Origin of the sequence: Micromonospora sp. WMMD980 (assembly GCF_029626035.1) — a bacterium.
Classification (GTDB): domain Bacteria; phylum Actinomycetota; class Actinomycetes; order Mycobacteriales; family Micromonosporaceae; genus Micromonospora.
The window spans coordinates 360,795-373,429 of sequence record NZ_JARUBE010000003.1 but is presented as its reverse complement, the minus strand read 5'-3'; the positions used below and the strand labels follow the sequence as shown (position 1 = coordinate 373,429).

The window sequence follows — 12,635 nt, the reverse complement described above, 5'->3', positions numbered from 1 at the left end:
CGCCCTCACCCGCACCACCACGACCGCCCGTCGGGGATCACCCCGGCGGGCGGTCGCGCGTCTCCTCCTCCGCCAGCACCGTGACCTCGCCGGTGGCCAGCTCGTAGAGCGCGCCCACCACGGCCAGCTCACCGGCCGCGACCGGGGCGGCGAGCCGGTCGTCGGCGCGCAACGCGGCCACCGTCCGCCGCACGTGCCGGCGGATCGCCAGCGGATGCGCGGCCGGGTCGTCCAGCCCGACCTCGAGCACCGCCGGCGCGATCCGGTCCACCACATAGGCCAGCGCCCCGTCCGGCCGGTGCCCGGTGCGCAACGCGTCGACTGTCGAGGCGACCGCGCCGCAGCGCTCGTGGCCGAGCACCATCACCAGCCGTACGCCGAGCTGCCCCACCACGTACTCGATCGAACCGCGGACGGCCAGATCCAGCACGTGCGCACCGGTGCGGATCACGCAGATCGACCCGAACGTCTGGTCGAAGATCGCCTCCAGCGGCACCCGGGAGTCGATGCAACCCAGCACCACCGCGTACGGCTGCTGGTCGCCGGAGGCCACCGCCGCGGCGGCGCTGACGTCGTGCCCGTGCAGCGGCTGACCGCTGACGAAGCGGCGGTTGCCGGTGAGCAGCTCGGCCAGGGCGGCCCGGGGGCTCCGGGCGGCGGGCGTGGTCGGCATGCCCCCAGCCTGGTCACCGATCCGACCCGGCGCGGGCGGACGGCGAATCTTCTCACCGCCCCGGTTGCCATGGTGTCATGGCGGGTAACGCCGGTGTTACCGCCGGGTCACTCCGGTGGCCCAGCGGTCCGGGGAGGTGGACGATGCCGGAGCACCAGGAACTGCGGCTTCCCGACGACGTGCGCCTGCACGTCACGGCGACCGGGCCGGTGGACGCCGAGGTCACCGTGGTCCTGCTGCACGGCTGGACACTCGACGGGCGCAGCTGGCACCGGCAACTCGCCGACCTGCGGGAGCGCTTCGGCGACCGGGTCCGGACGGTCGCCTACGACGCGCGCGGCCACGGCCGGTCGAGCTGCCTGGCCCTGCGTGACGCCACCCTGGCCCAGCTCGGCGACGACCTGGCCGCGGTGGTCGACGCGTTCGCCCCGTCCGGCCCGGTCGTGCTGGTCGGGCACTCGATGGGCGGAATGACCGTGATGGAGTACGCGCACCGCCACCCCGACCGGTTCGCCGCCCGCACCGCGGGCCTGGTCTTCGTCTCGACCACCGCGGAGGGGCACACGCACACCGCCTACGGGCTCTCGCCCCGGATCACCCGGTTGATCCGTCTCGCGGAGACCACCGGGGCCGGCGTGCTGGCCCGCTGCGGCGGCTGGCGTCCGCCGCACGCGCTGCTGCGCGCGTTGCGCCCCAGCATCCGCTGGATGCTCTTCGGCGACCGCTGCGACGCGGCCGACATCCGCCTGGTCACCTCGGCGGTGGCGCGCGCCACGCTCCGCTCGATCGGCGGGTTCCGCGCCTCGATCGGCGCCCAGCACCGGCTGGAGACGCTCGCCGCGCTCGGCGGGCTGCCGGCCGCCGCGCTGGTCGGCGACCGGGACCGGCTGACCCCGCCGCCCTGCGCCGAGTCGATCGCGGCGGCGCTGCCCACCGCGGAGCTGACCGTCTGCCCCGGCGCCGGCCACATGCTGATGATGGAGCGCCCGGACGTGGTGAACGCCGCCGTCGCGGGCGTGGTGAACCGGGTGCTCGCCGGCTCGGCCCCGCCGGCCACCCGGTCGGTCGACGGTCGGCGACGCCGGTCGGCCGCTCGTCGGGTGGCGGCCTGATCCGCGGCCGGGAGACGGGTGGCCGCCTGCCCCGCGGCCGAACGGCCGGGAAACGGGTGGGAACGGCCGGATAAGGGGCAGGCGACACCGGCCGTGTGCCGGTCAGCGGCATGGCCCCGACGTCCGGTTTGCCGGCGGCCCGTACCCTCATTCAGCCCGTCGTGCCGTCCGACCACAGGAGCACCGCGTTGACCGACCAGACCACGCTGGACCGGGAGATCGCCGCCGAGCAGCGGCACCTCGACCGGGTGTACGCCCGGCTGGCCGAACTGCGCCGGTCCGCGGCCGCCGCCGAGCGGGAGGGGTACCAGCTGGCCCGGGTCGGCACCTTCGGCGCGCTGGTCGAGCGGGACGCGATGGTCTTCCACGCCGCCCAGCGCCGGCACGTGCTGGACGCCGAGCACGAGGGGCTGGTCTTCGGCCGGCTGGACCTGCGGACCGGGCAGGTGCTGCACGTGGGCCGGCTCGGCGTGCGCGCCGACGACGCCGAGACGCTGGTGGTGGACTGGCGGGCCCCCGCGGCGGCGGCGTTCTACCAGGCCACGCCGGCCGAGCCGCGCGGCGTGGTGCGGCGGCGCACGATCCAGTCCACGGCGGAGAAGGTCACCCGGATCGAGGACGACCTGCTGGACCCGGAGGCCGCCCCGCCGGACCTGGCGGTGGTCGGCGACGGCGCGTTGCTGGCCACGCTGTCCCGGGCCACCGGCCGGGGCATGCGCGACATCGTGGCCACCATCCAGCGGGAGCAGGACGAGGCGATCCGCTCCCCCGGCAACGGCGTCACGATCGTCTCCGGCGGCCCGGGCACCGGCAAGACGGCGGTGGCCCTGCACCGGGCCGCGTACCTGCTCTATTCCGACCGGGCCCGGTACGCCGGCGGCGGCATCCTGGTGGTCGGGCCGTCGGGCGTGTTCGTCGAGTACATCGCGTCGGTGCTGCCGTCGCTCGGCGAGGAGACCGCCACCCTGCACTCGCTCGGCTCGCTCTTCCCGGGCCTGTCCGCGACCCGGACCGACCCGCCGGAGGTGGCGGCGGTGAAGGGTTCGCTGCGGATGCGCCGGGTGCTGGAGCGCGCGGTCCGGGACGCGGTGCCGGACTCCCCGGCGGAGCTGCGCCTGCTCTACCGCGGGGAGCTGCTGCGGCTGGACCGGCCGGCGCTGGACGCGGTGCGGGACCGGACGCTGACCCGGGGCGCGCGCCGTAACGAGGTGCGCCGGGCCGCGTTCGACGCGGTGCTCGCCGCGCTCTTCGCGCAGGCCCGCACGCTGCGGGTGGGCCGGCTGCCGGAGCAGCCGGCGTTCGAGGACGAGATCATCGAGCGGCCGGAGTTCCGCGAGTTCCTCAAGGCCTGGTGGCCCCGGCTGCACCCGCGCCACGTGCTGGGCTGGCTGGCCCGGCCGGAGCGGCTGCGCCGGTACGCCGGCGGGGTCCTCTCCTCGGCCGAGATCCGGTTGCTCACCGACGCCTACCGGACGCTCGACACCGACGGGCTGACCGTCGCCGACATCGCCCTGCTGGACGAGCTGGACGCGTTGCTCGGCACGCCGGTGCGGCGGGCGAAGCCGAAGCGCGACCCGTACCAGCTCGCCGGCGGCGTGCGGGAGCTGAGCACGTACGCCGATCGGCAGCGCGCCGCGCGGGCGGCGGCCCGGGAGCGTCCGGCGGACTACCGCGACTACGCGCACGTGGTGGTGGACGAGTCGCAGGACGTGTCGCCGATGCAGTGGCGGATGGTCGGACGGCGCGGCCGCCTGGCGTCCTGGACCGTGGTCGGCGATCCGGCGCAGACCGCCTGGACCGGTGACCCGCAGGAGCTGGACCGGGCCCGGGACCAGGCGTTGGGCCGGCGTCGCCGGCACCGCTACGAGCTGACCACCAACTACCGCAACTCGGCGGAGATCTTCGCGGTGGCGGCGGCGGAGATCCGCCGGCTGTACCCGGATCTGGCGTTGCCCGACGCGGTGCGGTCCACCGGCGTGCCGCCGGTGCGGCGCACGGTGGCCGCCGCCGAGCTGCCGGCGGCCACTGTCGAGGCGGCCCGGACGCTGCTGGCCGAGGTGGAGGGGACGGTCGGCGTGATCACGCCGGTGCCGCGCCGGGACGAGGTGGCCGGCTGGCTGGGCGAGCTGGGCGGCGGCCGGCTCCAGGTGGTGACCAGCCTGCAGGCCAAGGGCATGGAGTACGACGGTGTGGTGCTGGTGGCGCCGGGTGAGATCCGGGCCGATCCGGGTTCCGGGGTCCGCACGCTCTACGTGGCGCTCTCCCGGGCCACCCAGCGCCTGACCACGCTCGACCCGGTGGCGTGACCCCACCCTCACTTGCACACATAGCGATGTGAGCATAGATTGGTTCCGGCCGGGGCACGAGGCGGAGGGTGTGTGCGTGGGCGCAGGTCATGACCACAGCGGCGCGGTGGCGAACGCGGCGCACCGCCACGCAGGGCGACTCTGGGCCGCCTTCGCGCTGCTCGCCGCGCTGATGCTGGTCGAGGCGGTGGCCGCCGTCACGACCGGCTCGCTCGCCCTGCTCTCCGACGCCGGGCACATGTTCACCGACGTGCTGGGCATCGGCATGGCGCTCGCGGCGATCAGCGCCACCCGACGCGCCCGCACCGACCCGCAGCGCACGTTCGGGCTCTACCGACTCGAGGTGCTCGCGGCGCTGGCGAACGCGGTGCTGCTCGGCGCCGTCGCGATCTACGTCCTCGTCGAGGCGGTCCGCCGGTTCGGCGAGCCGCCCGAGGTGCTCGCCGGCCCGATGCTCGTGGTCGCCGTGCTCGGCCTGTTCGCCAACGTCGCCGCGTTCGCGCTGCTGCGCTCCGGCGCGCAGGAGAGCATCAACCTGCGGGGCGCCTATCTGGAGGTGCTGGGCGACCTGCTCGGCTCGCTCGGCGTGATCGGCGCCGCGCTGGTCATCGCGCTCACCGACTGGTGGTGGGCCGACCCGGTGGTCGCGGTGGCGATCGGCCTGTTCATCCTGCCGCGCACCTGGCGGCTCGGCCGCGCCGCGGTGCGCATCCTGGTGCAGGCCGCACCGGAGCACCTCCAGGTGACCGCGGTGCACGACCGGCTGGCCGCCGTGCCCGGCGTGGCCGAGGTGCACGACCTGCACGTCTGGACGCTCACCTCGGGCATGGACGTCGCCTCGGCGCACCTCACCGTCGACGGGGGCGCCGAGGTCGCCAACGTGCTGGCCGCGGCCCGGGCCGCGCTGCACGAGGACTTCTCGATCGACCACGCCACGTTGCAGATCGAACCCGGAGCGTCAGCCGGCACCTGTGGCCCGACCGGGTGGTAATTGAGGACAGACTTAAATCAGCGTGGTTATTGTTGGCCTATGCCGGTTTTGCCCGGTTACCGGCTCCGGGTGGCGGAGCCGGCTCCGGGCAACGCCGGTAGGCTCGGCCGCGGCCACACCTCGGGCGTCACTCCGGCACCCGTGGGCGCGGCCGGCGCCTAATCGCCCGCAGGGCGAGCCGGGGAACCACGTACGTGGGGTGCATCCGCGTCAGCGGTAGGGATCTTCCGTCCCGAACCCGTCAGCTAACCCGGTCGGCGGTTGACGGAAGGACACGCGAATGCCCACAGTGGCACCTGTACGACGGACGGCCGCCCGGTTGGCGGCCCTACTCGTCGCGACGCTGGCCCTCGGCGTCGGGACCGTGCCGGTCTCCCCCGCCCCGGCGGCGCGGGCGGCCTCCCCGACCGGCCTGCTCGCCGCCGCGCCCGGCGACGACGAGGGCGGCACCCCCGCGCTGCGCGACCAGCTCGACGCGGCCAGCAAGGGCTGGCTGGAGGCGAAGGCCGCGCTGAACCGCTCGGTGACCCGGCAGAAGCAGCTCAACGACCGACTCAAGACCATCGACGTGGAGTTGGCCGAACGCGACGCCAAGGTCGGTGAGATCGCCGGGGTGGCGTACCGCACCGGCCGGATGGGCACCGCCGCGGCACTGCTCGCCAGCCGGACGCCGGAAGGCTTCATGGACCGGGCCGCGGCGCTGGAGACGGTCGCCGCGCACGAGGACCGGACGCTGCGCGACCTGATCGCCACCCGGGACGAGGCGACCCGCACCCGCGCCGCGCTCGACGGCGAGATCACCGAACAGCGCAAGCAGGTCACGCTGATGGCGAAGCGCAAGAACCAGGCCGAGCGGGCGCTGGAGGTCGCCAACCGGCGGCCGGCCCCGAGCCGCGGCAGCGACGCGGGCGACGACGGCGGCAGCACCCGGGGCACGTCCACGGCGAACGCGAAGCCGGCCAAGCGCAACTCCGACGGCTCCTGGCCTGCGGAGTCGTGCAGCGTCAACGACCCGACGCCGGCCAGCGGCTGCATCACCCCGCGCACGCTGCACGCGTTGCAGCAGGCCAAGGCGGCCGGCTTCACCAGGTACGTCTCCTGCCATCGGCCCAGCGGCTCCGGTGAGCACCCGAAGGGGCGGGCCTGCGACTTCGCGGCGCAGAAGGACGGCTTCGGCGGAGTCGCCAGCGGCGGGGACAAGACGTACGGCAACAACCTGTCCGCGTACTTCATCCGCAACGCCGACCCGCTCGCCGTGCTCTACGTGATCTGGTTCAAGCGGATCTGGTTGCCCAGCAGCGGGTGGAAGTCGTACAGCGGTGGCAACGGCGACCCGTCCAGCGACCACACCAACCACGTGCACCTGTCGGTCTACTGAGCACTACGCTCACCGACGTACGCCTGGTGTCGCCGCCTGACCCACGACGTGGGCCACGCGGCGGCCGACGATCGGTGGCATGAGACGACTCTCCCCCGCCGGCCGCAAAGTGCTGCTCGCCGCGCACCTGACCACGTCGCTGGGCTGGCTCGGCACCGACCTGACGCTGCTCGCGCTCGGCGTGGCCGGGCTGCGCGGGGCCGACCCCGAGGTGGTCTATCCGGCGGCGGCGTTGCTGGTGACCTGGCTGTTCGCGCCGCTGAGCGTGGCGGTCTGGCTGATCGGGACCGCCAGCGCGCTGCTCACCCCGTCTCCACCCACAAGCCATGGGGGCGGGTCAGGCCGGCCGGCCCTCCAGGGTCGCGCCGAGCCGGGCGGCGAGGCCCAGGTGGGCCGCCCGGGCCTGGCGGAACGCGTAGCCGAACAGCGGCGCCGGCGCGGTGAGAGTGATCTCCACGTCGATCCGCACCACGCCGTCGGGCTCGTCGCGCAGCCGGGTGTGGTTGCGCACCGTGGTCGCCGGTTGCTGCCGTGCCACGGTGACCACCTCGTCGTCGTTGGCGATCAACACGTCGGCCTGGTAGGTCACCGGGAAGTGCAGCGGTCCGAGTTCCAGCCGGTCGGTGATCGCATAGCTGGCCAGCGCACCGGGCCGGGGCGGCAACTGCCGCACCCGCACGATCAACGGATGCAGCTCACCCTGCCGGCTCAGGTCACCGAGCAGGTCCACCGCATCCGCCCGGCGGCACCGGGCCTGCACGGTGTAGCTGAAACTGTCGCTACTCTGCAACCGGTCCCCCTCGCCGTCGTGGGTCCGGACGATCGTCCCGTACCGGGGCCAAGCTGGCAACGGGTCGAAGGTCCTCCGGTCGGTGGGGCCGGTCGGCGGGCGTCAGGCGCCGGGGAGCACCTCGGGGGTGTCGTCGGCGAACCAGGGCTCGGGCGCGCCGAAGAGGCCGAGCAGGCCGGTCACCCAGAGCTGGCGGTGCACGAACCGGCTCGGCTCGGTCACCACGAGCTTGACGCCGCTGACCTCGCAGGTCTGGAAGCCGGCCACCATGGCGCTGATGCCGACGGAGTCGATGAACGTCACGAGCCGCATGTTCAGCTCGATCCGCGCGGGGCGCCCCTTGGCGAGCACCTCGGCGATCGCTTCCCGCACCTCGTACGCGGTGTCGACGTCGATCTCCCCTCGGGGCGCGATCTGGACGGCACCACCCGGACGCAACGACTTCACGATCGACAGGCTCACGCGAGCACCTCCACTCGCCCCAACGGGCGCCTCATCAGTACGCGGGCCGCGACCGAGAGTATTCCTCCAACGGCCCCGGTCGCCACCCCCCGGGATGAGCAATTCGCGGACTGGGCACACCTGGGCGAGCCCAATCCGGACCTCCGGGTTCCGAATTCCCCTTCGACGCGGACCGTGACCAGCCGAACGACCGAGCCGGGTCGACCGATCCGCCGACCCAGGGTAGCGGGCCCGCGCACGTCCCGGGGAACACCCACCCGTCGGCGCGTTCGGGTGAGCGGTCGGGCGTTTGGGACGGCAGCGGGTGGGGCACTGCCCAGCGGGAGTGGCACCCCGAGGAGGTAGAACAATGTTCGGATCCAGCCTGATCGACCGCCGCAGCAAGCCCGAGCGGGTCGCGGACCAGGCGTGGCAGCACCTGCTCTCCGCGGTCGGTTCCGCCGGGGACAGCGTGCGCGACGTCACCCGCACCGCCCGCCGCAGCTCCTCCGGCCTGGCCGACGACGCCACCGACCTGGTCGGCTCCGCCGCCGACGAGGCACGCCGACGGGCCGGCCTCGCCTTCGACGCGCTCGCCGGTCGCCGTCCCGCGCTGCCCTGGACGTTGTTGATCGCGGCGGCCCTGGCCGGCGCGGCCATCGGCTGGGCCGCCGGCACCGCCGCCCGTGCCGCCGGCAGCCGCGACGGCGGCGCCGACGAGATCGAGTTCGTGGACGTCGACCGGCCGAACTCCCCGGCCGGCCTGGACGGCTGACCGAACGGCTCACCCGCAGAACGGTGGCCGCCCCCACACTCGGGAGCGGCCACCGCTGTCGTGCCTTCTCCCCGGCTCAGCGGGCGGCGCAGGAGACGGTCGGCGCGCGGTTGCCGCCGGTCGCGGTGCCGGTGAAGCCGACAGTGGTCGACCCGCCGACGCCGAGGTTGCCGTTCCAGCCCGCGTCGGTGACCGTCACTGCCGCGCCGGTCTGCGTGTACGACCCGCTCCACAGCTGGGAGATCCGCTGACCGTCCGGGAAGGTCCAGGTCAGCGTCCACCCGGCGATCGGCGTGGTGCCGGAGTTGCGCACCGCCACCTCGCCCTGGAAACCACCCGGCCAGGTGTTCGTCACCGCGTAGGCGGCCGCGCACCCGCGCCCGGTCGACGACGGGGTCGGCGTGGGACTCGGCGCGGTCGGGGTGGGGGTCGGCGTGGGCGTCGGGGTCGGCGAGGGCGACGGCGAGGACGGGGTCGGCGTCGGGCTCGCCGAGGTGGGGGTCGGCGTCGGCGTGCCGCCGAGCCGGTCCGCCACCAGGATGCCCCGGCCGTTGGTGCCCAGGTAGACCCGGCCGTAGACGCGCGGGTCGCCGGTGAGCGCCTCGCCCGCGTTGCCGTACTGGTGCTTGTCGTCGTTGATCCGCACCCACGTCGCGCCGGCGTCGTCGGAACGGTGCACCCCGGCCGTGCCGTCGACCGTGCCGACGGTGAACAACGCCGGGTAGGTCTTCCCGGGCGCCGCCTTGCCGAAGCCGACGTTCACCGCCGACGACACGCCGGTCAGCTTCGTGAAGCTGGCCCCGGAGTTGGTGGAGTGCCACAGGCCACCCGCGCCCGCCAGCCAGAGGTCGCCCTCGACCCCGGGCAGCGCCTTGAACTTGACGCCGGTGGTGGGCAGTCCGGTCGCCGCGGTGGCGGTGAAGCTCGCCCCGCCGTTGGTGCTGACGTAGAACTTCCCGGCGCTGACGCCGTAGAACTTGTTCGGGTTGACCCGGTCGGACTCGACCGTCGCGTTGGCCGGGATGCCGGTGGCGGCGGTCCACGAGTTGCCGAAGCCGACCGAGCGGACCACCTGCTGCCCGGCGTCGCCGGGCGACCAGACGAACTGGCCGCCGTCCGCGGACGCGGCCACCGTGCCGCCGTTGTTGATCCCGCCGGGTTCGGTGCCCTGGAACCAGTTGGCCCCGCCGTCGGTGGAGAAGGCCACATGGCTGTCGTTGGGCCGGTCGGAGTCGGTGAAGTTGCCGGCCCGCACCATCACCGCGGGCTTGGTCTCCGCGTAGTCGAGGCTGGTGGTGCTGGTGAACCCCGGCTGGGTGAACATCATCGGCGGCACCGCGCCGAGGTCGGTGTGCCGGAAGCCGCCGACGTCGCCGAGCCCGCTGACCAGCGGCGCCCCGGACGGCGGGCTGATCAGGTCGAGCACCGCGGTCTCCTCCAGCCCCTTCACCATCGGCGTGATGGTGAACGTGCCGCCGGTGTCCCACTTGGTCAGGCCGGTGGTGCCGTAGATCGTCGCGCCGGTGCCGTACATCATCCGGTCGCTGTCGAACGGGTCGATCTCCAGCGACTCGTTCATCCAGCCCAGCTTCGGGGTCTCCTCCGGCGGGGCCGGATTCGACCCGAACGTCAGCCACGGCACCGAGCTGACGTCCATGGCGTATCTCTTGCTCCGGTTCGGATAGCTGGTGAAGTCCCAGATCCGGGTCCAGGTCGCGCCCCCGTCGGTGCTGCGCCAGAAGATCGCGTCCGGCCACCAGGAGATCTGGGTGGCGACCATGAGCGTGTTCGGGTGCTGGCGGTCGATGGTCAGTCCGGAGTAGCCGAAGTAGGCGTCCCCGCTGGACGACGGGACCGGGCTGATCCGCGTCCACGCGCCGGTCGCCCGGTCGAACCTCCACACGTCACCCTTGCCGCCGTCGTACGGGCCACCGGTGTCGCTGGTGGCGATGTAGAGGAAGCCGCCGACCGGGTCCACCACGCCCTTGTGTGCCAGGTAGCCGGTCGGCTGGCCGGGGATCCGCTCCCAGGTGACGCCGGCGTCGGTGCTGCGGTAGACCGGGTTCTGCTTGTCCGCCACGCCGACGTAGATCGTGTTCGTGGCGGCGCCGGCCGTACCCGTGCTCTTGTCGAAGCTCACCCAGGTCAGGCCCTGGTTCTGGCTCTGGTAGCCGCTGCTGTCGTTCGGGTCGGCCCGGTAGTTGCCCACGTTCGGGAAGGCGGCCACCCTGGCCCAGGTCACCCCGTAGTCGGTGCTGCGCCACAGGCCGTTGCCACCCTCGGCGCCGTAGTAGAGGACGCTGTTCCGGTTGGGGTCGACGGCGAGCCGCTCCCCCATGCCCCGGCCGGGCATGTTGCCGCCGTTCTTGAACGGCAACTCGGTGGCCTGCCAGGTGGCGCCCTTGTCGGTCGAGCGCAGGATCGCCCCGTTGTTCGGGTCCCAGTCGTTCGTGTACATGCCGACCGCCGCGTACACCCGGTTGGTCTGCACCGGGTCGGTGGCCAGGCTGACCACCCCGTTCCAGCCCCACCGGTCCGCGCCGACCCAGTCCAGCAACGGCGTCCACGAGCCGGTGGCCTGCTCCCAGCGGTACGCCCCGCCGATGTCGGTCCGCGCGTAGATCAGGTTCTTCTCGGTGGGGTTGAAGACGATGCCGGGCACGAAGCCGCCGCCGTCGATCCGGACGTTCTTCCAGGTGTACGGCTCGGCGGCCGCGGCGGAGGCCGGGGGCGCGCCGGTGGTGACGAGCGGCACGACGACGGCCGCCGCCGTGGCGGCCAGCGCGACGGCGGCCAGCCCGGCGAGACTTCTGCGCATTGGAGCGGTCCTCTCGGATGCCCTGTGGTGAGGGAACGGGAGCAGGGGGTGACGCGGCGTCGGGGAGCGGCCCGGGCTCCCCGTCGGCGTGCTGGCTCCCGCAGCCGAGGGATCCTCAGCGTACGCCGGTCGGTCGGTTCATGGAAGCGCTCCCACGTCATCCGGTCTGGATGAGGACGACTCACCCCGACGACGCGCAGCATCGGGTTTGCGCGACCGCGCCGCCGACCGACCGGGAGGAGAGCGGGATGGCCACCGAGACGAGCACGCGTACCGACCGGGAGATCCGGTCCGCCGTGCGGGACGCGCTGGCCCGGGCGGGCCTCGACGACGTGGGGGCGAGCGTCGCCGGCGGCGTGGTGACGCTGACCGGCCGGGTGGACGGCTACCCGGCGAAGTGGTCGGCCGAGCAGGCCGCGCACCGGGTCGCCGGGGTGCGCGCGGTCGCCGACGACCTCGCCGTCCGGATCGCCGCCGCGCCCGGCCGGGACGACCCGGAGATCGCCGTCGCGGCCGTGCGGGCCCTGGAGTGGGAGGCGTTCGCGCCGGTCGGGGCGCTGCACGTGACGGTCGCCGACGGCTGGGTCACGCTGCACGGCGAGGTCGACTGGGAGTACCAGCGGCGGGCCGCCGAACGCTCCGTCGCCCGGCTGCCCGGCGTGTGCGGGCTGCGCAACGGGATCGCGGTACGCGCCGGCTGAGCCCCGGAACCACCCGGCCCGGGTGAGCCGGACTCACCCGGGCGCGGGCGAGGGTGGGAGGCATGAGTGATCCGAACCGGCGAATGGACGCCCGATGACGACGCCGTTGCAGGTCACCACCGCCCGGCTACGGATCCCGGTCGGCGAGCGGGACCACGTGCGCGGGCCGGTCGACGCGCCGGTCACCATCGTCGAGTACGGCGACTTCCAGTGCCGGTTCTGCGGCGCCGCCTACCCCAACCTGGCCGAGGTGCTGCGCCAGCGGGCCGACGTGGTGCGGCTGGCGTACCGCCACTTCCCGATCACCAACGTCCACCCGTACGCGGAGAACGCGGCGGAGACCGCCGAGGCGGCCGGCGCGCGTGGCCGGTTCTGGGAGATGCACGACTGGCTCTACGAACACCAGGACCAACTCGACCCGGTGCACCTGTCGCTCGGCGTGGAGCAGGTCGGGCTGGCGCCCGACGAGGTGAGCGCCGAGGTGGGGCGGCAGGCCCACGCCGACCGGGTCCGGCAGGACTTCGTGGGCGGGATCCGCAGCGGGGTCAACGGCACCCCGACGCTGTTCGTCAACGACACCCGCCACGACGGCGGCTACGACCTGGCCGAGCTGCTCGCCGTGGTGGACGCCGCCGCCGGCGCGTGACCCG

General features: G+C 74.0%; 11 protein-coding genes and 1 riboswitch. Of the genes, 7 read left to right on the top strand and 4 right to left on the bottom strand.

Annotated elements, in window-relative coordinates; translation table 11 throughout:
- Positions 1–37: 37 nt before the first annotated feature.
- Positions 38–673: a carbonic anhydrase gene (locus O7618_RS02245; protein ID WP_278104279.1), complete on the bottom strand. Its 636-nt coding sequence runs from the start codon at positions 671–673 to the stop codon at positions 38–40.
- Positions 674–816: 143 nt separating this feature from the next.
- On the opposite strand from O7618_RS02245, the gene O7618_RS02240 reads away from it, so the two are divergent.
- From O7618_RS02240 to O7618_RS02225, 4 genes are all read left to right on the top strand, one after another.
- The gene (locus O7618_RS02240) at positions 817–1,785 is read left to right on the top strand and encodes an alpha/beta hydrolase (protein ID WP_278104278.1); all 969 of its coding nucleotides are present in this window, start codon (positions 817–819) and stop codon (positions 1,783–1,785) included.
- A 188-nt stretch (positions 1,786–1,973) separates the two neighbouring features.
- On the top strand, positions 1,974–4,091 hold the full coding sequence (locus O7618_RS02235; RefSeq protein ID WP_278104277.1) for an AAA family ATPase: 2,118 nt from the start codon (positions 1,974–1,976) through the stop codon (positions 4,089–4,091).
- Positions 4,092–4,167: 76 nt separating this feature from the next.
- A complete protein-coding gene (locus O7618_RS02230) occupies positions 4,168–5,082 on the top strand; it encodes a cation diffusion facilitator family transporter (RefSeq protein WP_278104276.1) in 915 nt (304 codons plus the stop codon).
- 145 nt (positions 5,083–5,227) lie between these two features.
- Positions 5,228–5,358, top strand: a riboswitch (cyclic di-AMP (ydaO/yuaA leader).
- A 4-nt stretch (positions 5,359–5,362) separates the two neighbouring features.
- On the top strand, positions 5,363–6,460 hold the full coding sequence (locus O7618_RS02225) for a hypothetical protein (protein WP_278104275.1): 1,098 nt from the start codon (positions 5,363–5,365) through the stop codon (positions 6,458–6,460).
- 337 nt (positions 6,461–6,797) lie between these two features.
- Here the strand turns inward: O7618_RS02225 and O7618_RS02220 are convergent, their stop codons facing one another.
- On the bottom strand, positions 6,798–7,250 hold the full coding sequence (locus tag O7618_RS02220) for an SRPBCC family protein (RefSeq protein ID WP_278104274.1): 453 nt from the start codon (positions 7,248–7,250) through the stop codon (positions 6,798–6,800).
- A gap of 102 nt (positions 7,251–7,352) precedes the next feature.
- Positions 7,353–7,712 carry an STAS domain-containing protein gene (locus tag O7618_RS02215; RefSeq protein ID WP_278104273.1) on the bottom strand — a complete coding sequence of 120 codons (360 nt, stop codon included), beginning with the start codon at positions 7,710–7,712 and terminating at the stop codon, positions 7,353–7,355.
- Between the two features lie 349 nt (positions 7,713–8,061).
- On the opposite strand from O7618_RS02215, the gene O7618_RS02210 reads away from it, so the two are divergent.
- A complete protein-coding gene (locus O7618_RS02210) occupies positions 8,062–8,466 on the top strand; it encodes a hypothetical protein (protein ID WP_278104272.1) in 405 nt (134 codons plus the stop codon).
- 76 nt (positions 8,467–8,542) lie between these two features.
- Here O7618_RS02210 and O7618_RS02205 read toward each other — a convergent pair whose 3' ends face one another.
- Positions 8,543–11,284 (bottom strand): cellulose binding domain-containing protein, encoded by a 2,742-nt coding sequence (locus tag O7618_RS02205; RefSeq protein WP_278104271.1) that lies wholly within the window; start codon positions 11,282–11,284, stop codon positions 8,543–8,545.
- A 248-nt stretch (positions 11,285–11,532) separates the two neighbouring features.
- Here O7618_RS02205 and O7618_RS02200 point away from each other — a divergent pair, with 248 nt between their 5' ends.
- Entirely contained in the window at positions 11,533–11,985 is a 453-nt protein-coding gene (locus O7618_RS02200; protein WP_278104270.1) for a BON domain-containing protein, read from the top strand.
- Between the two features lie 94 nt (positions 11,986–12,079).
- On the top strand, positions 12,080–12,631 hold the full coding sequence (locus O7618_RS02195) for a DsbA family protein (protein ID WP_278104269.1): 552 nt from the start codon (positions 12,080–12,082) through the stop codon (positions 12,629–12,631).
- Positions 12,632–12,635: the final 4 nt, after the last annotated feature.

Bases quoted from the DNA above. Each gene is read 5' to 3' on its own strand.
- O7618_RS02245 (WP_278104279.1), bottom strand. From the start codon at position 673: ATGCCGACCACGCCCGCCGCCCGGAGCCCCCGGGCCGCCCTGGCCGAG.
- O7618_RS02205 (WP_278104271.1), bottom strand. From the start codon at position 11,284: ATGCGCAGAAGTCTCGCCGGGCTGGCCGCCGTCGCGCTGGCCGCCACG.
- O7618_RS02225 (WP_278104275.1), top strand. From the start codon at position 5,363: ATGCCCACAGTGGCACCTGTACGACGGACGGCCGCCCGGTTGGCGGCC.
- O7618_RS02195 (WP_278104269.1), top strand. From the start codon at position 12,080: ATGACGACGCCGTTGCAGGTCACCACCGCCCGGCTACGGATCCCGGTC.
- O7618_RS02210 (WP_278104272.1), top strand. From the start codon at position 8,062: ATGTTCGGATCCAGCCTGATCGACCGCCGCAGCAAGCCCGAGCGGGTC.
- O7618_RS02200 (WP_278104270.1), top strand. From the start codon at position 11,533: ATGGCCACCGAGACGAGCACGCGTACCGACCGGGAGATCCGGTCCGCC.
- O7618_RS02240 (WP_278104278.1), top strand. From the start codon at position 817: ATGCCGGAGCACCAGGAACTGCGGCTTCCCGACGACGTGCGCCTGCAC.